Source organism: Paraburkholderia sp. BL10I2N1, from assembly GCF_004361815.1.
Classification (GTDB): Bacteria; Pseudomonadota; Gammaproteobacteria; order Burkholderiales; family Burkholderiaceae; genus Paraburkholderia.
The window spans coordinates 2,972,411-2,998,048 of the sequence record NZ_SNWA01000001.1 but is presented as its reverse complement, the minus strand read 5'-3'; the positions used below and the strand labels follow the sequence as shown (position 1 = coordinate 2,998,048).

At 61.0% G+C, this 25,638-nt stretch carries 17 protein-coding genes and 2 pseudogenes; 3 read left to right on the top strand and 16 right to left on the bottom strand.

Annotated features, from left to right (window positions below; translation table 11 throughout):
• Positions 1 to 53: 53 nt before the first annotated feature.
• From B0G77_RS13985 to B0G77_RS13920, 13 genes are all read right to left on the bottom strand, one after another.
• Positions 54 to 1,397: an FAD-dependent oxidoreductase gene (locus B0G77_RS13985; RefSeq protein ID WP_133664143.1), complete on the bottom strand. Its 1,344-nt coding sequence runs from the start codon at positions 1,395 to 1,397 to the stop codon at positions 54 to 56.
• 178 nt (positions 1,398 to 1,575) lie between these two features.
• On the bottom strand, positions 1,576 to 2,817 hold the full coding sequence (locus B0G77_RS13980; protein ID WP_133662659.1) for a thiolase family protein: 1,242 nt from the start codon (positions 2,815 to 2,817) through the stop codon (positions 1,576 to 1,578).
• Between the two features lie 25 nt (positions 2,818 to 2,842).
• Positions 2,843 to 4,396 (bottom strand): AMP-binding protein, encoded by a 1,554-nt coding sequence (locus B0G77_RS13975; RefSeq protein ID WP_133662658.1) that lies wholly within the window; start codon positions 4,394 to 4,396, stop codon positions 2,843 to 2,845.
• Between the two features lie 56 nt (positions 4,397 to 4,452).
• Entirely contained in the window at positions 4,453 to 5,586 is a 1,134-nt protein-coding gene (locus B0G77_RS13970) for a DUF5938 domain-containing protein (protein WP_133662657.1), read from the bottom strand.
• A gap of 222 nt (positions 5,587 to 5,808) precedes the next feature.
• Positions 5,809 to 6,489 (bottom strand): c-type cytochrome, encoded by a 681-nt coding sequence (locus tag B0G77_RS13965; protein WP_133662656.1) that lies wholly within the window; start codon positions 6,487 to 6,489, stop codon positions 5,809 to 5,811.
• A complete protein-coding gene (locus tag B0G77_RS13960) occupies positions 6,490 to 7,968 on the bottom strand; it encodes an FAD-dependent oxidoreductase (RefSeq protein ID WP_133662655.1) in 1,479 nt (492 codons plus the stop codon).
• Between the two features lie 88 nt (positions 7,969 to 8,056).
• Positions 8,057 to 9,022: a YCF48-related protein gene (locus B0G77_RS13955; RefSeq protein ID WP_133662654.1), complete on the bottom strand. Its 966-nt coding sequence runs from the start codon at positions 9,020 to 9,022 to the stop codon at positions 8,057 to 8,059.
• Positions 9,023 to 9,039: 17 nt separating this feature from the next.
• Entirely contained in the window at positions 9,040 to 11,400 is a 2,361-nt protein-coding gene (locus B0G77_RS13950; RefSeq protein ID WP_133662653.1) for an efflux RND transporter permease subunit, read from the bottom strand.
• 44 nt (positions 11,401 to 11,444) lie between these two features.
• Complete coding sequence (locus B0G77_RS13945) at positions 11,445 to 13,274, bottom strand: DUF1302 family protein (RefSeq protein WP_133662652.1); 1,830 nt, start codon at positions 13,272 to 13,274, stop codon at positions 11,445 to 11,447.
• Between the two features lie 75 nt (positions 13,275 to 13,349).
• Positions 13,350 to 14,711: a DUF1329 domain-containing protein gene (locus tag B0G77_RS13940; protein ID WP_133662651.1), complete on the bottom strand. Its 1,362-nt coding sequence runs from the start codon at positions 14,709 to 14,711 to the stop codon at positions 13,350 to 13,352.
• 79 nt (positions 14,712 to 14,790) lie between these two features.
• A complete protein-coding gene (locus B0G77_RS13935) occupies positions 14,791 to 15,204 on the bottom strand; it encodes a RidA family protein (RefSeq protein WP_133662650.1) in 414 nt (137 codons plus the stop codon).
• A 17-nt stretch (positions 15,205 to 15,221) separates the two neighbouring features.
• Positions 15,222 to 16,055, bottom strand: coding sequence for a phytanoyl-CoA dioxygenase family protein (locus B0G77_RS13930; RefSeq protein WP_133662649.1), 834 nt, complete (start codon positions 16,053 to 16,055; stop codon positions 15,222 to 15,224).
• A gap of 2,357 nt (positions 16,056 to 18,412) precedes the next feature.
• Positions 18,413 to 18,733: an FMN-binding negative transcriptional regulator gene (locus B0G77_RS13920; protein ID WP_133662647.1), complete on the bottom strand. Its 321-nt coding sequence runs from the start codon at positions 18,731 to 18,733 to the stop codon at positions 18,413 to 18,415.
• 33 nt (positions 18,734 to 18,766) lie between these two features.
• On the opposite strand from B0G77_RS13920, the pseudogene B0G77_RS13915 reads away from it, so the two are divergent.
• From B0G77_RS13915 to B0G77_RS13905, 3 genes and pseudogenes are all read left to right on the top strand, one after another.
• Positions 18,767 to 19,236, top strand: a pseudogene (locus B0G77_RS13915) (SET domain-containing protein-lysine N-methyltransferase).
• Between the two features lie 442 nt (positions 19,237 to 19,678).
• Positions 19,679 to 20,815: an MFS transporter gene (locus tag B0G77_RS13910; RefSeq protein ID WP_133662646.1), complete on the top strand. Its 1,137-nt coding sequence runs from the start codon at positions 19,679 to 19,681 to the stop codon at positions 20,813 to 20,815.
• Positions 20,816 to 21,640: 825 nt separating this feature from the next.
• Positions 21,641 to 21,905, top strand: a pseudogene (locus B0G77_RS13905) (DUF932 domain-containing protein); the annotation flags it as partial.
• A gap of 117 nt (positions 21,906 to 22,022) precedes the next feature.
• Here B0G77_RS13905 and B0G77_RS13900 read toward each other — a convergent pair.
• From B0G77_RS13900 to B0G77_RS13890, 3 genes are read right to left on the bottom strand one after another with little or no spacing between them, the layout of a single operon-like run.
• On the bottom strand, positions 22,023 to 23,018 hold the full coding sequence (locus B0G77_RS13900; protein WP_243751126.1) for a tyrosine-type recombinase/integrase: 996 nt from the start codon (positions 23,016 to 23,018) through the stop codon (positions 22,023 to 22,025).
• A 2-nt stretch (positions 23,019 to 23,020) separates the two neighbouring features.
• A complete protein-coding gene (locus tag B0G77_RS13895) occupies positions 23,021 to 24,370 on the bottom strand; it encodes a tyrosine-type recombinase/integrase (protein ID WP_133662644.1) in 1,350 nt (449 codons plus the stop codon).
• A complete protein-coding gene (locus B0G77_RS13890) occupies positions 24,367 to 25,596 on the bottom strand; it encodes a site-specific integrase (protein WP_133662643.1) in 1,230 nt (409 codons plus the stop codon). Before B0G77_RS13890 ends, B0G77_RS13895 begins: the two co-directional genes overlap by 4 nt.
• Positions 25,597 to 25,638: the final 42 nt, after the last annotated feature.

Here is a 25,638-nt window from a genome sequence, read left to right as displayed (position 1 = left end):
ATCGGGGCCTCGAGCGGCATGGTCTCCGAAAGCATTCTGTGGCGCTAATCGCATTACGCCCGCTGCGCTTGCGCGGCACGCGCCTTGCCGTTCACACGGTCGTCGAGCACGTTCACCACGCCCAGCGCCCCATTCATGACGCACCATCGCAACGGCTCGGGCAGTGTCGACGGCGTCTTGTGATCCAGCGCCGAAAGGAGCGGATTTTCGGTGCCGCGAATCCGCCCGGCGATCATGTTTCCCACCATGGACTGGGCGGCCACGCCATGCCCGGAGCACCCAGCGCTGTAGAAAATGTTCTGATGCGCGCCCGTTGCCCCGACGACCGGCAACGCGTCATTGGCAAAGCTGATATAGCCGCTCCAGCATGCCCGCAGCGCGATGCCTTTGAGGGTCGGGAAGCGGTCATGCAGAGCCGTGCGCAGCTCGCGATACGAATCATAGTCGGGTACGTTCGGTGTTCTGGAGCCGTATGGGTAATGGAGACGCTTGGTCGTCACCACGAGCGTGTTGTTGACGGTCAGGCGATGACTTTCCATGGTCCAGTGCGCCGTCACGATGCCTTCGCGTCGCGGCCAGCCCAAAGCCTTGCGCTGGGCATCGGAGAGCGGCTCGGTCTCGATCGCCGAGACCCGTAGCGGCACAACCTTGTCCGCGAGCAGACCGAGTTGCGGCGTATAGGCGTTGGTCGCCAGCATCAGAGCCGGGGCACTCGCACTGCCCCGCGGGGTTTGCACCTTGACGATCGGCCCCTCCGTGTAAGACAGCAGCGGCGTATTCTCGTAGATTTTCACGCCCGAGCGCAGCGCCGCGCGCCTGAGCCCCATCACGTACTTGCCGGGATGGAGCGTACCGCCGCGCGGCACGTAGTTGCCAAACAGAAACGCCGGCGGAATGCCACGAGCACGCATCTCAGCCTGATCGAGAAACTCTGATTGAAAGCCCAACTCGGCGCCGGTTCGCATGTCCTCGCGCACCTTCTCTTCCTGTGCGGGATCAATGCCTGCACGGATAATGCCGGTCTGGTTGTAGTCGCAGTCAATCTCGTACTCTTTGAGCTTGCCCTCCACGAAAGGGACGGCGTCCTCGTAGTAGCGGACGATCTCCTTCCCTTTTTCGTTGCCGATGCTCTTGAGAAAAAGATCGTACTCGAGCGCGAGTGCGCCGGCCAGATAGCCAGCGTTGCGTCCACTTGCACCAAAGCCGGCAAACTCGCGCTCGAGTACGATCACTTTCGCTCCGTGCCTGACCAGTTCCAGCGCAGCCGACAGCCCGGCAAACCCGGCGCCGACGATGATCACATCCGCACTCGCGTCGCCCACGAGTTCCGGCTGCATGTCGCCCGGCCTTTCCACCCAACCGCCAAGCGCGCGGTACTTCTCCATGTCAGCGGTCATTTTGGCCTCCTCCACTGGCCCAGCCGATTCGACGCGCGCGCATTGCGTGGCCGCCACTGCCGGCACCACTACGGCTGCTGCCGCCGCGCCCTTGATGAAGGTGCGGCGGCTCACTCCGGAACGCGAGCCGTCCTGTTGTCCTGCCTGTCCTTCCGTTGTCTCGCTCATGCACGCTCCATCAAGTCTTGCTCAGAATGTGGACGGCAAGCGCCGCCTCTTCGATACCCTGAAATCCGCCACCGTTTTCCTGCATTGCGTGCCGCGCGCCGGATACCTGACGCGCGCCCGCTTCGCCGCGCAGTTGAGTCACCAGTTCGTATAGCTGACCGATTCCCGTCGCACCCAGTGGATGACCCTTCGATTCGAGGCCGCCGGATGTGTTGATGGGAATGCGCCCGCCGAGGGTGAACTCGCCGCGCTCGGCTGCGGGGCCGCCCTGGCCGATCGGGACCAGTTGCAGATTTTCGGCCTGGATGATTTCCCCCATTGCCGACGCGTCGTGCACTTCTGCGACATCTATGTCCTCGGGGCCGAGGCCTGCTTGTTGATAGGCCTGCAGCGCGGCGAGGCGGCCGATGTTCTTTTCCGGCTCGTCGGCGTGTCGATGCGTGAAGCTGCGAAGCACGCTCGCCGCAATCCGGATGCAACGCTTGTGGTCGGCGCCGATGCGCCGTAGTCCCTCTTTGGTGCAGAGGATCGCCGCTGCCGCACCGTCTGTAACCGGCGCGCACATCGGCAGCGTGATCGGATACGTGATCGGCGGTGCCGCAAGCACTTCATCGATCGTGAACGGCTGCCGGAACTGCGAATACGGGTTGTGCACCGAATGCAGATGGTTCTTCGACGACACGGCAGCGATCTGGCGTTGCGTGGTGCCGTAAGTCTTCATGTGATACAGGCACAGCGCGGCGTAGACCGACATGAAGCGGCTATAGGGCCGATCGGACTCCGATCCGGGCGGCGGCTCTAAGCCTTCGCCGAGCTTCATCAGACTGGCGAAGTTTTCGTCGACGCGCGACACGTCCCAGCCCGCCTCGAACAGGGCGAACGATTTCGCCTTGTCCGCGACGTTCATCTTCTCCGCGCCGAGCGCGAGCGCCACGTCGCAGGCGCCCGACCGAAGTGCCTGCGCGGCGAGATGCACCGCGGTGCTGCCCGATGCGCAGGCGTTTTCGACGTTGTAGACCGGAATGCCTTCAATCCCGATCTTGCTGAACACGACCTGCCCCGGAATTGACAACTGGCCCTGCAGCGGCCCGTTGGTGATCCCGGCATAGAAAGCCGCGCCGATCGCCCCGGCATCGCAACCCGCATCCTTCAATGCTCCGCGCAGCGCTTCGCCCGCGAGACCGTCGATGCTGCGCTCGAAGTGCCGGCCGAACACGGTCATCGCAATGCCGGCGATGTAAATGTCGCTCATGGTGTTTTATCTCAACGTTACTGGCTCAGATCCGGCGGGTTTGACCCTGCCAGTACTGCTCGCGCAGATCCTTCTTCAGCACCTTGCCGGCCGTGCTGCGAGGTAGTGCCGCGACGAAGTCCACAGTCTTCGGTGCCTTGATCGAGCCGAGCTTCTCCTTGCACAACGCCACGAGATCTTCGGCATTGACGCTCTGACCCGCGTTGAGCTCCACCACCGCCTTCACGGCCTCCCCCCACTTTTCGTCGGGCACTCCGATCACCGCGCAATCCTGCACCGCAGGGTGCGCCCAGATGACCTGCTCGACTTCGCTCGGGTAGACGTTGAAGCCGCCGCTGATGATCATGTCCTTCTTGCGGTCGGTGATGTGCAGATACCCTTCGGCATCCAGATGACCGACGTCGCCCGTGTGCAGCCAGCCGTCGATGATCGTTTCCCCCGTCTTCTCCGGCGCCTTGTAGTAGCCCTTCATGACGAGGTCGCCGCGCACGCAGATTTCGCCGGTCTCGGCCTGCGGCAGGATCTCGCCGCGATCGTTCATGATTTCGACGCGGATCAGCGGGTTTGGCCTGCCTACCGACGAGAGCCGGCTGTCCGGCGCAGGCTTGCCGTCGACGAAGTGCTCGGCAGGCGTGAGATAGGAGATGGACGCCGGGGCTTCCGTCTGTCCGTAGCCGCCCGCCATAACCGGACCGAACACCACGATCGCGCGCCTGAGCTTCTCCACCGACATCGGCGCGGCGCCATACAGGAAGCACTTGAGCGACGAAAAATCCTGGTCCTCGACGCCGGGGATATCGAGCAGGCGATAGATGACCGTCGGCGGCAGGAAGAACTCCGTGACCCGATGCTTCGCGATCGCCGCGAGAAGAAGCGCCGGCTCCGGCTTGGGCAACACGACCACCGTGCCGCCGCGCGCGGTGCACGGCAGCGAGAGCATTCCCGCAGTATGCGTCATGGGCGCGGCGGCGAGATTCACCGGACGCTCCACGCCATACGGAAACGCCATCATGAACTGCGCGAAGTAGGTTTGAAACGCGCGATGCGTGTTCATCACACCCTTCGGCAAACCCGTCGTTCCACCCGTGGCCGAAAGGGTCACGATGTCGTCCATGTCGTAATCGACGCGCGGCTCTGTCGCAGGTTGCGCCGCGCTCCACTTCTCGAGCGACGGCGCCCACGGCAGATCGGCATCGATACAGACCCAGAGCCTGACCTTGGGCAGGCTGGGACGCAGCGCTTCGATCGCCGGTGCGAACGCCTGGTGGAAAAACAGCGCTTCGCAATCGAACGCGTCGAGGAGGTACTGGTTCTCCTGCGGCGCGTTGCGCCCGTTCACCGGGATCCACACCACACCCGCACGCCACAGCGCCAGCGTGCAGGTCCATGCCGTGACGTCGTTGTCGGCCCAGACCGCTGCCTTCGCTTCCTTTTCGAAGCCGGCAGCGAGCAGGCCGTTAGCGATGCGGCACGACACCGTGCGCACCTCATCGAACGAATAGCTACGCTCGTCCTGGATGTAGGCGATGCCGTTGGGGTTTATGCGCCAACCGCGGTCGAAGAAGTCAATGATTGCCATATCCCGTGTTTCCCTGTCTGTCCTGAATCTGTACCGAAACTGCGCACTCGCGGCGCTTACAGCTGAGCGACGGTCGCGCGCGCGAGCCCACGCTGCTCGAGGAAGCCGAGCAGATAGCGATGCCCGAATGCCTGGGAACCGGAGGCTAAGCCCACCTCCGCGGTCTCGCCGTCGAGCAGCTTGATGGCCGCGGCCGTCTGGATCGCGCCGGTCGCGATGTATGGCGTGATGCCGTGCACGGTCGCGCGAACGGCGGAGAGCTGCCCGCGGCCAATCGCGAAGTCGACAGTGCGATGAAGCGACGTGCGCTCGCGCGGCGGCATGGCAGGCGTGGTCGAATCGACGAGTTGCTTGAGCACCGCATCCTGCTGCTCGCGCGGCAAGTTCGCGTACTCGGCATCCCACTTCTGCCCGAGCGCGTGCACCATCTGCATCGCGTTGTTGTCGTAGAAGCCCACGCAGGAAACGCAGCTGCGCACGCGCGGATCGTGCACGAAGTACACCGGCAGCGAAGTGCCGCCCCACGGCAGCGCGAACACGGGTTGCAGGAAATCGGGAGAGGCGATATTGAACGAAGCGTGCTTTTCATGCGGCACGAGCTTCTTTTCCCACAGATAGCACGCGTCCTGGCGATAGCCCTCGAAGATGGTCGCAGTGGAGCCCACGCTCACACCAGCGCCGGCGCCGCGCGGGCCGCGCGTGAGCGTGGCCGTCTCCAGCGCGTCTATACCGGGAGTTTCGAGCGCCAGTTCGGCGGCGATTTCAGCGAACGTGTACATGTAGGCATTCGAGGGCGACACCAGCAGCCCGGCCTGCCGGAACTGCTCGCCGAACTGTTCGCGAACCTGGCGGATATAGTGCTGTTCGCCAGTCGTGTCGAGGTAATGGCAACCGGCTGTGAGCGCCGCTTCCACAGCGGTGAGGCCGAAGTTGAAGAACGGCCCGACCGTGTTGCACACGACCTTCGCACCGCGAAAGGCATTCACGAGCGAATCCACGTTGTGCTCGGCTTCGATGACTTCGTAGTTCGCCGATTCGAGGCGCACGACACGCTGCGCCATCATGTCCTGCGTGCGCTTCGCGTTACGCGCGACCGCCGTAAAGGGAATGTCCTGGTCGATGAGCCAGTCCATGATCAACATGCCGGTGTAACCGCTTGCGCCATAAACGACGACGGGATGCTTTGCCATGCTTGTCTCCTGAAACGTGATTGGTCAAATGTTACGTCTGTCAAATGCCGGGAATGTCGCCGGCGGCTGACGAACAGCGCCGTCAGTCAGTGTTGCGATGAAGCATGTCACATTAATAGAACACGATACCAAACTTAGTTCATGTTGACAAATTAACGAAACTGGAAAAATACAGGGTATTCCCCTGTCACCCCACTGTTCCTGCCCGTTACGCCATGGCAGCTATCGCGTGCCTGCGGCGCTGCCACCCGGCGTCAGGCTGGCCAGGTAGCTAGCCACCGCCTGGATGTCTTCGCCGGACAGCGTGGCCGCCATCCCGTTCATTGCGCCGCTCGGGTCACGACGTTCGCTCGTCTTGAACGCAGCAAGCTGCTTGGCGAGATAGGCTTCGCCCTGCCCCGCCAGTCGTGGCACCAGGTCGCGGCCCATGAACGACGCCCCGTGGCAGGCCTGACAGCTTTTCGCCGCTACGAGCGCCATCCCGCGCTTTTCGAGCGCCGCCTGGCCGTGCACCGCTTCGCTTTGGGCCGGCGTCTGCCGCGCGAAATAGACAGCCAACGACTTGATCTGCTCGGCCGTAAGCTCCCTCGCAATCGCCCCCATGTAGGGGTTCGGTCGCAGGCCGCCGGCAAACGCGTGCAACTGGGCGACGAGATAAGCTTCTGGCTGTCCGGACAGCGCCGGATACCAGGCGTTGACGGACTGCCCGTGCGCACCGTGGCAGAAGTAGCAGGTCTCCTGCGGTTGCGGCCATGGGCCACCATTGGCCACTGCCGTCTTGTCGATCTCGCTCATCGCCTTTTCGAAATGCATACCGTCGAGGTAATCGCGTCCGTAGAGCGCTCCCACGCCCGCGACGCCTGCCAGCACAACGGCTGCGCTTACGATCCATGCCCGTTTCATTCACGCCACCTCGCCGCGTCGAGTGAAACCGGCCAGCGCCTGCAAGGCAGCGCGGTGGCCCGAACGCACGGCACCGTCCATCGCGCCGGCCCAGATGTCGGCGGTTTCGGTCCCTGACCAGATCAGGCGCCCCACTTCGGGATGCAGATACTTGCCCCACTTGGTCCAGAAGCCCGGCGGCATGGGATTGATGCAATGCAGGGTCCATGGATCGACCCGGCCCCAGTCGTAGTCGTGGAACTGCGTCGGATGCAGCGCGCGGTCGCCGAATGCCTTGGCAAAAGTGGCCGACAGCGTCTTTTCGGCCATCGCGGAATCGTCCGGCAACATCCCCGGCGCGACGAATGCGGCGATCACGCCGAGCGATGCATCGGGAGGCGAGTTGTCGTACGCCATGAAGACCGGGCCACCGACCTGGAAGATCGTTCCGCAATAACCGGCGTCGCGCCAGAACGGTTTGTCGTAGACGTGGACCGTCTTGCGCATGGGGGCGTTCGTGGGCCAGTTCTGCTGGAGTTGCGCCCGCCCACCGGGCAACGGCGGATCGAAAACAACCTGATTGCACAGGGCCGGATTCATCGCGACGATCGCACGACGCGCCTTAACCACGCCCTGATCGGTGTGCACCTCGACAACGTCGCGATCCCAGCCGGTGACCTTGCGCACGGGCGAGGACAGCCTGACCTTGTCGCCGAGTTGCTCGGCCATCTTGATGCTCAGACGCTGCGAACCGCCGACGATGCGCGTTTCCTGCGCGCCGCCCTTGAACGCTTCGAGCTGCGTGTAGTTGCTGCTTGCACTGTTGATCATCGACAAGTAGTGCAGCAGACCCAGCTGCGCCGGCGCACCGCCCGTGGTCAGCTTCGCGGCTAGCGCGAGAAAGTAGCCGTCCTCGTATTTCACGCCCTGCTGCAAGAGCCACTCGCCGTAAGAGAGCTTGTCCAGTTCCGCCAGATGCGGTGCTTTCCACGGCGCGCCGGACGGCACGCCGCGCGACAGTTCGGCAAGCCGGTTGCCGATCGTGTCGTCACCCCCGGTGCCGCCATGAAAATCCTGGGCCACCGTAGCGCCCTGCGCCATCACGACGGTCTTACCCGTGTACCAGCTCGGAAATGTATCGATCTCGAGTTGACGTGCCAGATCGAAGATCGCGGTCTGGCCCGGGCCGATCCACTGCCCTCCGGCTTCGGAAACGACGCCGTGTCCGAGGTCATGGTTATAGGTGCGTCCACCGACGCGGTTGCGTGCCTCGAGCACGACAAACGAATCGCATCCGGCCAGTTTGAGGTCGCGGCCCGCGGTCAATCCAGCGAGACCCGCGCCGATGATCGCGACGTCCAGAATGTCGCCGTTCATGGGCTTCGTTACGGCGGCCTGTGCCAGCGACATGCCGCCGGCCGCGAGTGACGCCGCGCCCATCGCCGTAACGCGTAGCAGCTGGCGCCGGGTCTGTGTATCCGGCTTACGTTTCCGATCCATCTTTCATGCCCAGTTCAGTTTCATTGTTTCTCCCCTTTCGTCTCTGCTCTTACGGAGAACGCTCCAACAAGGTAACGACTGGCGTTTCTCAATGGACCGTCAGCACCCCCTCCTGCGAAAACAACACCGGCTTGCCGGCGCCATCCATCAATGCGGCGGTGAGCGTTGCGCGATCGTCGCGCTGATGAACCTCGAACGACGTGCTGCCCTCGCGTTGCCGGAACACAAGGCCATCGAGCCCGACACCCATCAGTCCGTTTCGAGTCGCTACGAGATCGGTGATCGAACTCTTCGTGCCCGCGTTCAGCGCCGCCCACGTCGCCCCGCCGTCGCTGCTCTGGTACAGGCTGCCCAGCAGCCCGCCCACCACGATCCGCCCGTCGGGCAGCGCCACGCCCGACCAAAGCGTGCCCTTGCCGCCCGTTGCCTGATAGCTCCAGTTCGCGCCACCATCCGTGGACTTCAGCACCATCCCCTGTTCCGAATCGATATAGAGCGAGCCCTGGCGGTCGGCAAAAATGTGGTACAGGTTGCGGTCCGCCTTCGTGCCACCCGGCGGCTTCGGCACAGTCACCTTCGTCCACGTCTTGCCGCCGTCGTGCGTGGCGAGCATCAGCGACCACAGGCCGACCGCAATGCCGTCCTTCTCGCCCGTGAAGAGCACGGAGAAGAGCGGTTGGTCCACCGAGAGGTCCATGCGCTGCTTCTGCCAGGTCTCGCCGCCGTCGCCCGTTGCGAGAATCACGCCCCACTGGCCAACCGCCCAGCCGTGCTGCGCGTCGGTAAAGGTGACGGCCGAGAGCGTCGCCGAAACAGCCGCTCCTTTCGCCTGGCGCCACGTCTTTCCTTCGTCATCCGAAAGGATGATGACGCCATGCTCGCCCACCGCGACGATGCGCGAACCGGCGCGCGCCGCGTCCATCAACATCATGTGCGCCGGCGCGGGCCACGCATGGGCGGGTTTGGCAGCCCAGTCCGCAACGGTTCCGGGCGGCAGGGCCCAGACTGCAGCACTCACGCACAGCGCGGCACAGGCAACAAGCATCTTGATCATGACTGCGTCTCCCATGTTCAATGGCTGAAGAGTCCGGGCGCCCGCGCCGGCTTGCGGCGCGGGAACCAGCGTTCGAGCACCGAGGCCAGTGCCGGCAGTGCCGTCATCGCCATCAGCAGGTTCACCAGGAACATGAACGCCAGCAGCTTGCCCATGTCGGCCTGGAACTTCAGCGCCGAGAAGCTCCACGTCGCCACGCCAATGGCCAGCGTGATGGCCGTAAAGATCGTCGCCACACCCACTTCCAGCATTGCGTGCTGAACCGCCTTCACGATGTTCTGCCCACCCGCCAGATGCACCTGCAGCCGGTTGTAGATATAGAACGCGTAGTCCACGCCAATGCCCACTGCCAGCACCATGACGGGCAACGTGGCCACCGTGAGGCCGATCTGCAGTTCCTTCATGAACCAGTAGCCGATGAAGGTCGCCACCGAGAGCGGCAGGCAGCAGGCCAGCATCGCGCGCCAGTCGCGGTAGGCGAGAAACACCAGTATCAGGATCGCCGCGTAGACATAGAGCATCATCGGCAGCTCGCTCGCGGCCACCTCCTCGTTGGTTGCGGCGAGTACGCCCGCATTGCCCGCCGCGAGACGCACCGTAATGCCCGGGAACGGATGCGTCGCGCGATACGTCTTCACATCGCCCAGAATCCGGCTGATCGTCGTAGCCTTGTGATCGGTGAGGAACAGATGCACGGCCGTCATGCTGCAATCCGCCTTCATGAAGCCCTTCACCCGGCCCACATCCACCGAGACCGCGCCGTAGTTCTCCGGGTCGATCGGCACGACATTCATCTTTGGATAGTCCTCGTTGTAGCCCTGGTTGTAGCGGCGCAGCATCGCGGAGTACGACTCGGCAGACGCCACGCCTGGCTCGGTGCGCATCGCGCTAGTGAGATCGTCCTCGTACAGGCCGACTGCTGGCTTATCGCAGCCCTTTGGCGTCGACTCGATCGCGACCGTGAGCCAGTCGAGGCCGATGTCGTAGCTCGAAGCGATCGACGTGGCATCGCGGTTGAAACGTGCATCTGCGCGCAGTTCGGGCGCGCCTGGCTGCAGCGTGCCGATCACGCGGTCGCGGCTTTGCCAGGCGGCCAGTGCGAACACCACCAGGGTCAACGCCACGGTGACACCCGCGTAGCGCGGCTGCGCGATACGCGCGAGCCCCCGCAGCCACGCCGAGCGTCGCTCGCTGCGCTTGAGCGCGCTGTCCGCATAGCCCTTCGTGAAGTTGAAGCACGAAGCCGCGACCGGCAAGAGCACGAGGTTCGTCACGATCTTGTAGGCCACACCGAGCGAGGCCGTGATGGCAAGCTCCCGCACCATCGGAATCGGAATCAGCAGCAGCGTGATGAACGATACGAATGCGGTGACAAGGGCCAGTACGCCCGGAATCAGCAGACCGCTGAAGCTGTGCCGCGCCGCGTCGAACGAGCTGTTGCCGTGCGCGATCTCGCGCACGATGAAGTTGACCTGCTGCACGCCGTGCGAGACGCCGATCGCAAAGACCAGGAACGGCACCAGCACCGCCAGCGGGTCCAGTCCGAAGCCCAGCAGCTTCAGCGTGCCGAACTGCCAGACGAGCGATGTCAGCGAGCATGCAATCAGCAACACCGTAAAGCGCACCGAATGGCAGTACCAGTAGACCGCGAGCGCCGTGAGCAGCAGTGCAATGCCGCAGAAGCCGAGCACCGCCGTTGCGCCATCGGCGATATCGCCAATCTGCTTGGCAAAGCCAATGATCTGGATTTCATAGCCCGCGTCTTCGAACGGCTTGCGGATCTGCGCTTCGAGCAGGTGGTTGAACGCCACGTAATCGAGCACCTTGCCGTTACGGTCGCGCTCGTTGAGCTCGGCTGTAATCATGGCGCTGTCTTCGTTGTGCGAAACGAGCGTACCGATATAGCCGCCGAGCGTCGTCGCACGGCGGACCTTCGCGACAACGTCGGGCGTGAGCTGGTCGGGCGTGATCGTCCCGGAGATAATCGGCTCTGCGCGAAAGCCCTCATCGGTGATTTCGTTCACGTAGGCGTTCGGCGTCCACAGCGACTGCACGCCAATTCGGTCCACATTCGGCAGGTACGTCACCGCCTGGGTCACCTTGTACAGTCGCGTCAGCCCTTCCTTCGTCCAGATCGGGCCCTTGCGTGCACGCACCACCACGGTGATCCGGTTCGCGCCGAGCAGGTCGGAGCGATACTTCTGGAAGGTCTGGATGTATTCGTGGCCGATCGGCATCTGCTTCTCGAAGCCCGCGTCCATGCGCAGTTGCACCGCGAAAAGGGCCATGACGGCGGTGAACAGACCGATGCTCACGAGCACCGCCGCACGGTGGCCGAAGAAGAACCGTTCCAGCGTTTTTACCAGGCGATTTAACACGGCATTATCCCTTCAGTAATTCAATGACGTACGGCATGGCATCGTCAGAAGTTGCGGGTGACGAACATCCCGACAAAGTTTCGGTCCGCATACGGCTGTCCGACCGTGTTGTGCCCTCCCCAGAACAGCGTGTAGTTGATTCCCGCTTGCCACACCGTTGGGTTCTGGTTGAACAGCACATAGAGGTTCAACGACTTCGCCCCCTGCATGTAGTTCGCGCTCAGTGTCGGGGTATAGCCGTACAGACCATCGGCGAAAGTAATGCCCGGCGTCACCTGCCAGCCATGAATCAGAGAGCCGTCATAGGTCCAGTTGAAGTCCACCGTGGCGCCCACCGAACTCGACGTTCCCTGTCCCATGCCGATGGGATAGCCCAAGCTCGAGTTGTTGTTCAACCATGGGAAATATCCCGCCATCGGCACCTGCGTGACGGTCTGCCCGTTGACCGTGCGCGTGACGCCGTTCGAGCTCAGCCCCGGGTAGTAGATCCACGTGAGTTCCCAGGTCAGCGCCGCAGCGTCCGCGCCGATCAGTTTGAGAAACGGGTATTCGCTGCGTGTGAGCGCGAGGATGCCGTTGATGTCGTACTGGAATCTCTTTTTGTCGGCCCACTGCTGGCAATCGACGCCCGTCACGCCGTTGGTATTCAGGTCGAGCGGCCCACCGGCGCCATAACAGCTGGAGAGCGCCACGGCATCATGAGGCCGGTACGAAAGCTCCGTGCCGATCGCCCAGGGGCCAAGCCCGAAGTTCGCGCTCGCGCCAAAGAGCTGACGGTTTTGGAGATACGACCACTGCAATGTCCCGTTGGCCAGCGACGAAAGAACCGGCGACTTGTCGGTGTAGTTCAGGTAGTAGATCGCGAAGTTCGCATCGAAAGAACGCGGCGAATAGTTGAATTTCACGCCGAACTGGGGCTTGTACTTCGATGGCGCCTCCCAGTTGACAGGAAGGCCAATGACGTTGTTCGGCGGCCCGGCGAAATTGCCGTTGACAAGACCAGTGTAGATACCGTTCAGCGTGTTCTGGTTGCCGCTGGCAGGCCCGGCGATCGTGCCTGCACTCGGGCCGGCCACGTTGAGGTTGTTGGTGCTTACCGTATATGGCTCCGTCCCGCGGCCCAGGCTGTTGGACACTGACCAGTAGGAGCCGACCGGAGGATAGCGGTTGCCGTTCCACCATAACTGATAGTAATCCTCAGTACTAAATCCATGAGAAAGATCCGCGGCAAAGCTGATCATCGGCGCGGGCAAGAGCGCCTGCTTCAGTTGCGAGCCGGGAATCAGCAGCTTCTGGACATCCAGCGAATTGGTAGCGTTCACGCCACCCATTGCGAAGATACTTTCTCCCCAGTTGATCACCTGATTGCCGAGCCGGACATGCGCGGCGTTGCCACCGATCGTAAAATCCTTCTCACCCCACAGATCGAGCAACTGCACGTCATAGACGACCTGTGCCGATGCGGTGCTCGAAAGCGGGGTTCTGTTCGTGTCACCGGCGAGAAAGTCGTACATGCCCGTGCCGCGGATCATGAACTTGAGTCCCTCGCTCGGCATCTTCATCAGCAGTTCGCTCGTCGCGCTGATGTAGGTGCTGAAAGGTTGCCCTTTGCGGTAGTTCAGGTTGCCGTTGTCGCCAACGCCCCACTGGTTCACGTTAGCAGCTGCTCCACAGTCGAACGCGTTCGGGTCACCGGTGAGCGAACAGCTCGGGTTCTTGGTGCGGATGCCCGCGCCGGCCGTGAGGTTGGTCACCCACGAACCCGTGAGATCGTTCAGGCCCGTCGTGAACTCGTAACCGTATGCACTGGTTGCAGCGGAGCCGAACATGGCCAGCGACGCCGCAACGTATTTTCCGATGATCTTCGTTTTCATGGTTCTCCCCTGCCGCAACCCTCATTGCCGGCGCGCGCCACCGACGCGCGCCGGTCCCTGTTCCTTCGCCGGATTTCAGCGCTCGCTCACCGACCTCAGGGATTCCGCCGAATAGAAGTCCGTCTTGAAGCGCGGGTCGTTGACCTGCTGGTACCAGTGGACGTCCTTGCCCTGGCCGATCGAAGATGCGTCGAATACGTAGCGTCCGTTGTTTAGGTCGTACTGCGCCATCGGCTCGTTATCGCACGTGCCCCCCAGCTCCCACACCGGGATCGGGTAGCTCTCGCGCATCTTCCAGAGCTTGCGCTGCGCGTCATAATCCTCGCCCACGAGCGCGAGCCAGCTGTCCTCGTCCAGATAGAAGACCTTTTTCGAAGCGACGTGCCGCGCCGAGGGCTTAAGCGTTGCCTCGACCACCCAGACGCGGTGCACCTCGTAACGACGATGATCGGAGGAAATGCCGTTAGGCGTGGCAACGTCGTGCAGCTTGTCTTTGAAGGTGTACATGCCGAAATCATCGTAGGGGACAATCATTTCCTGCTTGCCCACGAGCTTCCAGTTGAATCGGTCAATGGAGCCATTGAACATGTTGGATTCGTCGATCAGATACTGATTTTCGAAGCCGATCAGCGGCGCATCGTGCGTATAGGCCGGCATGCGTCTCACGCGGCGCTGGCCGGGAAAGTAGTAGTACGTTTCCGAGTCCTTGTCGAAGTACTGGCGTTGCACGAAGGCCTGACCGGCCAGAGCCGCAGGTGAATCGACCGAGAAAAAGGCGCCCAGGTTGAACTGGTCGACGTCCTGCGGTGTGGTCTTGCCCTCCTTGCCCGCCGGGAAATAGAACGCCTGCGGACCGATTGCGTCGATCCAGTCACCACCGCCGGGGCGCGGGGAAATAGACGTGACAACCGGCGACCACTCGATACCTTCGCCGCGATAACGCGTCTCGTAGTTCAGAATCGCTTCGGCGCCGTTTTTCGGCTGCGGGAAGGCCACCCCCGGGAGCACTGCGGCCTGCACCGTCTCGCCGTCCGAAGCGAGTTTCGCCGTCGTGAGATTTGCCTTCGAATTCTGCTCGGCGAAATCCGGCAACTGGCATTCGCGATGCGACGGATAGACGTCCATGCGATAGCCCTTCAGTTGCTTGACGAGCTGGACCTGCCCCGGCGAAAGCTTGTCGGCATATTTGTCGACGTTCGATGCGTCGATCGTGTACAGGGGTTTTTCACTCTTGTACTTCCAGAAGTCACCGCGAACCTTGCCCCATTCCCATCCTGCGGGCGTGGCTTCCCGGCCGGCAAACGCTGGCACGAGCCCGTCCTTGCTGGCCGCGCGCTCGCCGCCGACCGGCGTCAGGTCCTCGGCAACGGCCACTCCGGTCATGAGCAATAATGCGGCCGCGATGGCTGATACGGTTCCGATTGTGTGCTTTCTCATCTTGACTCTCCGTCATATCCCACTTTCATTCACAGTACATATTGATTGATTCAAACCCAACGTCTCCACACCAAACCGCTCAGCCCTCGCCGCACCCTGCCACGGCCACCGCCCGAATCTCGATGCACAACTCCGGAAGCGCCAGTTGTGTTACGCCAACCGCCGTCCACGACGGATAGCGGCTCGGGAAATACTGATCCTTGACGGTCGTGAACGCTTCCAATTCGCCGCGCAGATCGGTGTGGAAGGTCGTCAGTTCAACGACGTCAGCCAGGCTCGCACCGGCAGTCTCGAGCACGGCCTTCAGGGACTCAAAGGCGATGCGGGCTTGCGCCTGCATGCCCTCGCCGGCTTTCATATCCGGGCCGATGCCGACCTGACCGGAGACCCAGATCGTGTGCCCCACGCGGGTCGCGGGCGAAAAGTGATAGGCGTCGTGGAACGCCTGGAACGGCGGGGGAATGATCGATTGCCGCGAAGTGGGCATTGCCATGATGGTGGTCCCTTTGGTCAGACGAGTTGACGGAAACACGGTGCGCGAAACGGATCCCCTTCTTTCAACGTGGCAAGTTCATCGAGGAACAAGACTCCAGCCGCCGTGAATCCTGAGATGCTCGGTTGCGGAAGCGGACTGAAAACCGCGTCGTCACCGAAGAAGCGCAGCACGAGCGTGTGGCGATCCGGAAACGCGAGGTCCACCGCGCCGCCGCCGTGCAGCACGCCGGGATGCAGCAGCAGAACGTCGCCGGGCTCCGTCGCCCACGAAATGATGTTGTAGGCAGCCGGGTTGACCCGGCGCTCAGCTTCGATATTCGGCAGGCGCGGCCAGATATCGCTGCCATGCAGAGGATCAGTCGGATCTTCAGCATTTTGAAAGGTCGTGCCGTCGTGACGCGGGCCTCGATGCGAGCCGCGCACAATCTCGAGCGCATTTTGCTTGGGTACGGCCTCGAAACTGATCCAGGCATTGCCGAAGTGCATCCCCTTCCATGGCAGGTAGGACGTGTCCTGATGCCACGGCGAGCGACCGCTTTTGCCTCCGCTTTTGAGAAACAGTTCCTCCGCGAAATACCAGACGTTATCCGAGCCCCAGAGATCCGCAAACAGTCGGCCGAACGGCAGTCCACCGGCCAGCTCGTCCAGGCGCGCCTTCGCATACGGATTGGCGTTGTCGTTGTGCGTCTTGTGCACTGTGCCGTCGAAGAGGCTGCAGGCCATAGGCCCGGGGTTCTCTATGCCCCAGTCGAAGACCTGTCGACACCGGGCCAACTGTTGCTCGCTGAGAAGACCCTTGACCAGAACGGCGCCGTCCTCCGCGAACGCCTTGCGCGTGGCTTCATCCATGGCTGAACTCCTGAATCGTCAATAGGCGACCTGGTTGCAAACGCTTCCTGCGACGCCTTCGTAGAAAATACTACCAAAGTTAGGTCATGATACAAACCACGAAAAAAGAAAAATAGACAGGGAATTCCCTGTGTTCTGCGGGTCACTGGCAATGGCGAAGTACCAAACGTGGCCCGAGCCCGCCAGTCCAGCGAATAAGCGGTCGAGCCGCAACTGCGCGACGACGTCGCCCGGACGTCTAGCTTTTTCTATACCCTGGCCGAAGATCTGGCAGCGCCGGGCCAGTTACTGCTCGTCAAGAAGATCCATAGCCGGACGGCACGGTCCTTGGCGAATGCCTCGCGCGGATTCATCGATCGTTGAACTTTTAAAACGTCGTTCGGCGCTCCGGCTGCAAACGCTTCCAGAATTTTTCTAGAAAATTATACCTAAATTAGGTCGAGAACAAAACATTGTGCAGGAAGAATAGAGAGGGTACTCCCGGGTCTTCTCAGGCTTACGCACCAGCCTGCCAGCCCCACGGCAACTCGCGGGAAGCGGTTCCGGCACCTGCGAGCAGCTAGAGCGATCGAGACCGCCTTTTCGGGCGCGAAGGCAGTGGCCATGCCGCCAAAGTTTTTCTTGCTTTATTTGGTAAACGTACCTATCTTAGTCACTGTGTACTATCAAAAAAGGTCTTCGGGTATATCTGTAATCCCGTACGCGGGCTGGAGAGTGGTGTCGTGTCGAGAGGTGCTCACTTGCGCAGCTCGACGGTGCGAATACTGCTCGCAAAGATCAATTTCGAATCGCCTTGGAGCGAACTGGAGGCCCTGATGCAGTACGCGGTACGCGGCCTTCCTTTGGTAGCGACGTGCTGCAGTCGATCGAGTTAGCAACCCAGCGCCTTGGCATCGGAGGGTAACGAGAGCGTGGCTTGGAGCGGCTTTTGTCGCCAAACCGGTGCGGCGTCAGTTAGTGGCCAGAAAGAGTGGGAGACGATGATGTCCAGCAATCTCAGCAATTGGATTTATGTGGGCAGCAATGCATACGACGAATACACGTTCGTGCCATGGCTGAACAGGAACGTCTACCGTCGGACGGTAGATTTTAGAAAGGTATGCATACTATAACGTTTCGTTGGCATTGAAGGAGAATTGTGATGGATATCGAAAAGATTGCGAGCGATTCGGGCATGGTAGGTCGAGCGGGATGGACGGATCAGACGCGAAGAATACAAGAATGTGTACAGGTTCATGGCAGCGCTCTAACGCTATGCCAACAGCGTTCCCGAGTTGGTTGCGAGCGGAACGTGCGCAGCTCGCATTAATCGGGCGCTCGAACGGCTGGTTTGACGACTCGGCTGTTGCCGCTGCGGAAGTTGCTGGGCAGATTGATTCATTTCTTAACGACTGAATTGGACAGTACGGGATACTTCGATTTTTTGCCTTATTTTTTTACTTTGTTGTTTTCACCTACTCGTCGTCAGGCCGTTCTAGGGAAGGCACCGCTTGAACCGTTCGTGACCACGTAATATTGAGGAACATAGACCGTGTTCACGAACCTGAGCGAAGATTCAATTGGGTGGTTACACACAGTTGCTCGCCGCCTCCGAGATACTATCCTCTCTGCGATTGTGGTTTTCTGCTCGCTAACGGGGCTGTGTTATGGCGCTGATGCGCCGGTTTGTCCGACGTCGACTGAAACTATCGACGTGCCGCTAGAGGAAGCACCCACAGCAGAGGAAATCGCAACTGTTGTGAGTTCCCGCTTTCATATAGGATTGCACGACGCCTTGGGAATCGGTCACGCGGTGCTAACTGCGGCACGGCGTTGCACAATCTCGCCGTTGTTATTGCTTGCAGTGATCGCGGTCGAATCTAGTTTCGACCGATTTGCGGTAAGTGTGGTTGGCGCCAAGGGACTCATGCAAGTACTTCCGTCTCAACACAGAGACCGTGTCCTTCGCACGTCCGATTTGACAGACCCGCACACGAACGTCCGTATCGGGTCCGCAATTCTGCGAGACTACATAAGGGCGTCAGGTGGAAACCTCGAGGGCGCGTTATATCGCTATAGCGGGGGCGCCAAGGGCTATGCACGACGCGTGGCCGATCGTTTGAGCATGATGAAAACGGCATTTGGTTTGTAGACGCGGCCTTGTTTGGATTCGGTTGTGAAATTCAAGAAGTAGTTCGGATATTGCCGCGCGCCTGGAACGCAAAGGATGGACCACGTGGGCGATATTGGCGTGGCGGCTGTTGCGCCTCGCAAATTTCGGGAGGGGTCGGGATCAGGGGGAATCGACCGCCTCGACTGCACTGAAACCGTTGAACCGCTGGATTTCCCCTGACGGGTTGCGGGCGATCCCCGGTCCTCTATTCCGGCTTCTCTTCTGCGGCGGCAAGCACTGCGTCGCCAATGCGGGGATCGCCGCGCGCGTTGAGGGCTTCGGCTGCACCCCGAATATCCCGAACTTCCTGGTTCTGTCTGAGCGTGCCGCTGCCGACAAGGCGCGTAAACTCGATCTCCTCGCCGACGATAGCCTTGACCATGGCATCGAGGTAGTCCCTGCATCGGCCGTCTTCCAGGGTTGTGGCTGCGAGGCTTCGTGCGCGCGCGTCAAGCGACGCGATGACACTGCCCACGTAACGCTCGTCGTCGATGATCGCGATCCGTCCGTGAGCATGGACAAGCATGTACTTTCAGGTCGGCACCCGCTTGGGCAGTTCATGCTTGCTCGGATACCAGTTCGGCGACATGCAGGCTTCGCCGCACGACGTTCCTCTGTCCATGGCAAGGGACTGTTTCCGCTGCTGCCCATCGCTGCGGGCGAACGGCTCATCGAGTACCGGGGGAAGTGACGACCAGGCGGCGCGCCGCCGCCCGCCAGTAGTCCGGGAATGGGCATACCTTTGTTTTCGGTCTCTCCGGCGGCCGTGTGATTGATGGCGGCCGCCGCGGCAACAGCGCCCGCTTCCTGAATCATGCATGCGCCCCCAACTGCGAGGCGGTCGAGGCCGGCGATCGGGTTTTTATTCATGCAGTCACCGCCATCATGCCTGGTGACGAACTCTTCATTGACTACGGCCTTGTGGTGGACGGTGACGTCACGGAAGACGTTCGGAACGTGTACGCATGTCAATGCGGCGGCTCAGCCTGCCGTCACTCGATGCTGGGGGAGACAGCGACTGACTCGTGAATGGGCAGATGAACCCCTCAGTCCCCCGCGATTGTTCGCCCTGCTATTTCCTCGAAGGGTGACACGTGGTCGGACTGTCAGCACGCGTGGTCTCGACACTGAACCGTGCTTCCACCATGCACAGAAATCGACGCTAACTTCGACCCGATATAGATGGTCCGCTCCCACGGGGCAGTAGCAATCATTCCCGGAAGACTTTTTGACCGGGATCGTGGCAAATCTCCTGCCCGCTTACCGAGATATCCTCAACCGATGAGGTCGGGACCGCTCCATGTTTCCAGAACGGCCTTCGGGCGCGGAAGCCCTCTATGCGCAGTCGATCAGCGAAGGAGCACACGTGGTATCGTGCAACGCGTCACGTAGCGAAAACGCATTTTCAACGTGAACTCATGCATCAATACGGACCACTTTACAAAAGAATGTTCACGCCTTCCTCCGCGACATGCGACCAGCCATCCGGCAATCAGGGGCTGTCGGTACATTTGGCGTCGGGTTTTTCATGCGGCCGGTTGGTGCGATGGTCATTGGCGCTTACGCGGACCGCGTGGGTCGCCGCGCGGCGATGGCGAGGACGAGTTGGCTGATGGCGCTCGGAACCGCGGCGCTCGGCCTGTGCCCGTCGTTTGCCAGCATAGGAGTGATTGCGCCGCTCGTTGTCATCGTCGGTCGATCATTGCAGGGCTTTGCCGTTGGCGGCGACATCGGCGTTGCCGCTGCCTTCGTGCTGGAGGCAGGACCGGTGTCGGGCCGCGGCTTTCTGGTCAGCTGGCAGCTCGCGAGCCAGGGCGCGGCCGCGTTGCTCGGGGCGATTCTGGGCATCCTGATCACCAGCACGCTGTCACCGGCTGCTCTCGCCTCATGGGGCTGGCGAATTCCATTTCTGATCGGTCTGCTGATCGCGCCAGTCGGCCTCTACGTTCGTCTCCGGATTCGCGATGATTCGATGCTCGCCAACACCACCAGACATGCCGGCACACCGCTCACCGAACTGTGGCGCGAACATCGCACGACAATCCTGCTGGCGATGCTGATGATGATGGGGCAAACCATACCGGTCTACGCGATCGTCTACTTCATGCCGAGCTATGCGGCTCGCGTGATGCACATGCCCGCCGTCACCGGATTTCAGGCTTCCGCGTTGCCTGCTCTGCTTCTGGTCGTCATTCCGACGCTGGCCGGACCTCTCATGGACCGTCTGCGTCGTCGCAAGCCATTGGCCCTTCTGACCTCAGGATGTTCTGCGCTGCTGGTCTATCCGGTCTTTCTGACGATCGCCCGTGCAACGAGTGTACTGCCTATCCTGTGCGGCGTCGCGGTCTACAGCATCATGGTGGCGTTCGGCGCCGTCGCGGTCACCCTGCTTGTGCTCGAAGCGCTGCCCGCACGGGTGCGCGCGAGCGGCATGGCTGTTTCGCATGCGTTGAACGTCGCGTTGTTCGGCAGCACCGCTCAGTTCATCGTGACCGGTTTGATCAAATGGACTGGCGATCACCTTTCTGCGGCCTGGTATGTTGCGCCCATGTGTGGAGTGAGCTTCTGCGCGCTGATCCTTTTCAAGGAGCGGCGCGCAGAAGCCTGAGCTCGAAGCGCACGCATCGACGTTTCGCTCACGGCGTCTGGACTATCTTGCTGCTCACCAGCGCCCCAAGTCCTGTGGCGCCATGTCGTAGGCTCGCCGGCACGCGCGCGTGAAATCTCCTCGAAGCGTGACATCAGACTGTCAGCGGAACGATTGATGTCGGCGCTGAACCGCGCTTCCTGCATGCGCAAAAAACGACGCTAACTTCCAGCGTGCAACGGTCGCTTGCCTCGGCATCCCGGAACGGCAAGTTGTCGGCCTTATGGAAAGCTTTGCATAAGGCCGAAACGCTGCAGTGAGCCCAGTGTCGGCCAATAGCCGCTGGCCATCGCCGTTCAGAGGCCAATGCCGCAGTCACCCGTACGAACGCGGTGGGACCGCACGCGGCGAGTTTCACAGTGTGAACCGTGACGCGTGCCTCGCCTCGCCCGGTCCAGTCCCAATCACCAAGCCGCAGCACTGCCATCCCCCACTGTCTACCTCGGCATCGCAATCAGTCACATCGCCGCGCGTCCTGCGCGAAACCCTGCCCGGTCAACCCGAGGCACGGCATGCATCCGACTCCCAGCTCCCCGCCCTTGACCCGCGACCGTAGCCGATAGCGGCCAAGCATCAAGGGGCGCGGGACCGTGTTGCCCGCACCCCTCCCTCGCCTTTTTCCTTGACGCGTGCCCGCTATCGGCTCCTCGAGTCGTACGGGCGGGAACCAGGGAGCCCGGCGGCAGCAAAGCCAACCCCGAGTTCCACCGGAACGTGTCCAGCCGCAACGGTAACGCACACTTCCTCGCCCGGTTCAGGTCCTCAACCTTGACTGTGGGGACTGCCATGCAACTCGCTTCCTCTTTCCATTACGGCGCCCCGATGCTGCGCGCTGACTCGCCGCTCTCAGACAATCAGATCCGGCGCGTCGCCCCGTCCATCTTCGCGGAAGGCAAGCACGAAAGCCGTTCGGAACGCTACAGCTATATCCCCCATCGACGTGCTGTGCGGCTTGCGCAATGAAGGGTTTCAGCCGTTCATGATCTGCCAGACCCGCGTGCGAGATCAGGGCAAACGCGAGTTCACCAAACACATGTTGCGGCTTCGCCATTAACCGCAAGCTTGCGGTTAGTGGCGTAACGGCAAGGAGGCCGTAATGCAGAGGAAACGGCTGGCAGGTGCGATGATCGGCATTTCGAATGTGTTCCTGCTTCGCATTACCAGGCGGTTATAGGGAGTCAAGCCAATCCAGGAGATTCGGATTACGTCGCCACCGCGGCGGACTGCGAGGCCGGGTTGACTGGTCCATTTGTTCAAGAGCGCGCCGCTTGGTCTCGATGTTCGCGCGTGCGTAATGATTTGTCGTGTTGAGACTCACGTGTCCGAACCAGCTTCTTATCACGGTGACATCAACTCCGGACGCCACCAGTTGGACCCCGACCGTGTGGCGAAACGTGTGCGGATGCACGCGTTTCCCTCGTAAAGACGGTGCCTCGTTCGTCGCCGTCCGCACGTACTGCGCGAGCTTGTATCGCACGCCGGCGGCACTGAGAGGGAAACCATAACGATTAACGAACAACGGTTCGTTCTCCGGTCTCGGGTTTCGCTCGAGCAACGCAGCCAGCAATGCCGCGGTTTCCGGCCAGATCGGACAGATCCGCATCTTGTTGCCCTTACCACAAAGCTTCACCTGCTCCGGCGCTGCCAGACGGATATTGCACGGACAGAGACTCAATGCTTCCTGGATGCGCGCGCCAGTGTTATACAGGAAGGCAAGAAGCGCGTAATCGCGTTGTCCCTCTGGTGTCGAGCGGTCTGGCTGGCGCAGAATCGCCTCGACCTCCTCGATGTCGAGGTACGCGGGTTCGGTAATTGGCCCTCTCTTGGCAGGAATGCGCAATACGGCAGCGCATTGCATGGCCGCTAACGGCTCCCGGTCCGCAATGAACCGGTAAAAAGAATGGAGTGCCGCCAACCGGCAGTTGCGTGTGCCTATCGATGTATGCCGCTCTGATTCGATGTGCTTGAGGAACGCGAGCACTTCGTCGGCGGTCAATTCGTCAAGCTTGATTGAGCTTACCGGGCAGTGTCGCCGTGCAGCGACGAACCGCAAGTAAAGTCGCCAGGTGTCGCGATAGGACAGAATTGTGTGTCGCGAACAATTGCGCTGCTCAGCGAGCCACTCGTGGAAGAACGCGTGGAGCCAGTACGCGAGGGGTGCCATTTTCATGACGCTTCTCCCGGCAAACGCAGCACGCGTGCATTGTGACGCCGATAGCGTTCACTAGCCTGACGGAGCAGTTCTGGAGAGACGTGCAGGTATGCGAGTGTCGACCGGATATCCTTGTGACCAAGGTACGCCGCCAGATGCGGTAAGCGATCTTGAGGATTGATGCCAGCTCGATACCATTGCACCATCCGATGCCCAACGAATGTGTGCCTAATATCATGAACCCGTGGCCCTTGATGACCATGCGCGGGTTTAAGCCCTGCGCGACGAATTACCTCGGTCAACATCCATTCAATTAGCCTTTTGCAGTATCCCGATCGACGCAGCGGCGACCACCACAAGGGGGCTCTCGATGTGATCGGTGCACCGAATGCCGCGCGTGCTTCCAGATAGGCGCGTAGGACGTCGAGCGCGCTTGGCGACAGGGCCAAGCGGCGCGACTTAAAAAACTTCGTCTCGCGGACCTCGAGTAGCCCGCGGGCAAGATCCAGATCGCCGACGGTTAACGATGCGATTTCGCCGAGCCGCAAACCGGCACAGTATGCCAACGTCATCATTGCGTGCAGAGCGACTGGCCGTAGAGGTGCCTTCGGTGAAGGGAATGTGCGAGCCGCATCGAGCAGCATACGAATCTCAGCCTCGGTAAAGAGATATGGGCACCGCTCCTGCTGGATCAGTCGGCCATATAATCCTGGTTCGATCGGCAGAGTTGGGACCTCAGGGGCCTTTCGGCGTAACGCTTTTGACAGCGTGGCTCCACATTGCTGAGCCAGGTACTGATGCCGCAAGCCGGGGCTTTCGTTACGCCATGCATCGAACTGCTGTCGAAGCGGGACAGTTGCCAGTGCAGGGTGACGCTGTAGGAATCGGTCGAAGCGCAGCAGATCACTCGCGCGCGTATCGTACCGGTAGCCCAGTGACTTCATCCGCACAACGTGTTCCTGCATCGCAGGGCCAAGTACGCTGCCCCAAACGGGAAGTGGAATCAGCCGTCGCAGGGCGCTTCCGTTGTCATCTTCGAGCAAGGCCCGAACAACCGGACCGATCAGTCGTCCGTAATGTGCGTACAGTTCTAGAACGGGATGCGAACCACCTCCGGCGTTCGTGCGCCATTGCAGGTAGCGGACGACTACGCGTGCCCGGTTTTCCACGCAACTCACTGGCGATTTTTGGACTTCCTGTCGCAACCACGTCCGCAGGACTTCAATCGCGCTTTCTTCGTCTGGAAGCGCTTTGTCGGACATGAAGGTCTCAAACTTCCGCAAGGCACGGGCGTAATCGCTACGCGTCTCAGGTCCTATCGACAGCGTGTCGACGAACCGGAGAACAAGGTCGTTGCTAGTCATGTCGTCACCTCTTGCGGAAGATCAAGTGCGACTGACCGTAAATCGTCAGTTGCCAGCTTGAGATACATTGCTGTACCTCGCACACTGTAATGTCCCAGGATATCTCCGATCACCTTGATCGATACGCCACTACCCAGCAAAGACTCGGCCCGGCTATGCCTCAAGACATGAACCCCGCGCTTTCCTGTCAGCGACACTCCTGCGGCCTGAATGGCGTGGTTCAGCACCCGATGAAGACCGGCACGCAGCGGCCCATAAGGCGCTACCGCCTGCACAAACACTTCTCGCGTTGACGTCGCGGGACGACCGCACTTGAGATAGTCGAATAGCGCGTCGGCGGGATCACGTAACAATGGCAGCTCCGAGCACGCACCTGTCTTTGTATGTCTGATGTGAATCCGTTCATGCCGCCAGTCGATATCTGACAGGCGCAAACCACGGATCTCTCCACTGCGCAGGCCATAGGTCGACAGAAGCATCAGCATCGCGTAGTTACGGATACCTAATGGTGAGCGATCGCGTCGGGCAATTTCCAGCACCCGATCGATGTCCTTTCGAGGGATTGTCGTCGGAATAGCCTCGTGCTTATAGATGATAGGTCCATCAATGGCGTTTGCCAGATCCGTTGCGATTTGATTGCTATCGAACAGGTAGCGCAGTACACCACGTAACGTGCTTATTACATGTGCCTTTGAGCGGCGCTTCATCACGACAACCCGCGATGCAATATAGGCGTCGAGGTCCGGAAGGCATAACGTTTCAATGCTCGTTCCATGATCGTGCAGCCACCTCAGAAGAGAATACATTTCGAAGCGTCTATGTCTGCGCGTGTTAGGAGATAGCCCGCGCATCTCCACCATCCACGTTTCATAGCTGCGCACCAAATCGAACACGACGATATCGTGATCCGTTGTCGGCGCGAACTCTGGCGGCCACTTGCCGTTGTGGACCAGTCGCAGCAGCATCTTGATAGAGGCACAATCTTTCCTTCTGCTGGCGACGGGTAGCGGATGCTGGTCATGTAGCCGCTTCAGGTTCGCGAGATACATGTCGACGTCTGACCGAGATACAGACTCGATAGTTTTTCCTCGACGCTCCAGATCGAGAAGGAAGCATCGCGCAGCAAAGTCATATTGCTTCGCGATCCTGCGACAGTAGCCTGCGTCCTGGAGACGATGCCTCAATAGATCAAGCCACGGACTTGAACAAGGTACCGATCGATACATGATGACCTCCTTTCCTGGCGGGAAGCGCGAGCGTCATAACTG

Excerpts from the sequence above, each read along its gene's own strand:
- B0G77_RS13945 (WP_133662652.1), bottom strand. The coding sequence starts at position 13,274 with ATGAAAACGAAGATCATCGGAAAATACGTTGCGGCGTCGCTGGCCATG.
- B0G77_RS13955 (WP_133662654.1), bottom strand. The coding sequence starts at position 9,022 with ATGATCAAGATGCTTGTTGCCTGTGCCGCGCTGTGCGTGAGTGCTGCA.
- B0G77_RS13920 (WP_133662647.1), bottom strand. The coding sequence starts at position 18,733 with ATGCTTGTCCATGCTCACGGACGGATCGCGATCATCGACGACGAGCGT.
- B0G77_RS13965 (WP_133662656.1), bottom strand. The coding sequence starts at position 6,489 with ATGAAACGGGCATGGATCGTAAGCGCAGCCGTTGTGCTGGCAGGCGTC.
- B0G77_RS13960 (WP_133662655.1), bottom strand. The coding sequence starts at position 7,968 with ATGGATCGGAAACGTAAGCCGGATACACAGACCCGGCGCCAGCTGCTA.
- B0G77_RS13985 (WP_133664143.1), bottom strand. The coding sequence starts at position 1,397 with ATGACCGCTGACATGGAGAAGTACCGCGCGCTTGGCGGTTGGGTGGAA.
- B0G77_RS13930 (WP_133662649.1), bottom strand. The coding sequence starts at position 16,055 with ATGGATGAAGCCACGCGCAAGGCGTTCGCGGAGGACGGCGCCGTTCTG.
- B0G77_RS13900 (WP_243751126.1), bottom strand. The coding sequence starts at position 23,018 with ATGGCACCCCTCGCGTACTGGCTCCACGCGTTCTTCCACGAGTGGCTC.
- B0G77_RS13910 (WP_133662646.1), top strand. The coding sequence starts at position 19,679 with ATGCGACCAGCCATCCGGCAATCAGGGGCTGTCGGTACATTTGGCGTC.
- B0G77_RS13980 (WP_133662659.1), bottom strand. The coding sequence starts at position 2,817 with ATGAGCGACATTTACATCGCCGGCATTGCGATGACCGTGTTCGGCCGG.
- B0G77_RS13890 (WP_133662643.1), bottom strand. The coding sequence starts at position 25,596 with ATGTATCGATCGGTACCTTGTTCAAGTCCGTGGCTTGATCTATTGAGG.
- B0G77_RS13935 (WP_133662650.1), bottom strand. The coding sequence starts at position 15,204 with ATGGCAATGCCCACTTCGCGGCAATCGATCATTCCCCCGCCGTTCCAG.
- B0G77_RS13970 (WP_133662657.1), bottom strand. The coding sequence starts at position 5,586 with ATGGCAAAGCATCCCGTCGTCGTTTATGGCGCAAGCGGTTACACCGGC.
- B0G77_RS13940 (WP_133662651.1), bottom strand. The coding sequence starts at position 14,711 with ATGAGAAAGCACACAATCGGAACCGTATCAGCCATCGCGGCCGCATTA.
- B0G77_RS13975 (WP_133662658.1), bottom strand. The coding sequence starts at position 4,396 with ATGGCAATCATTGACTTCTTCGACCGCGGTTGGCGCATAAACCCCAAC.
- B0G77_RS13895 (WP_133662644.1), bottom strand. The coding sequence starts at position 24,370 with ATGACTAGCAACGACCTTGTTCTCCGGTTCGTCGACACGCTGTCGATA.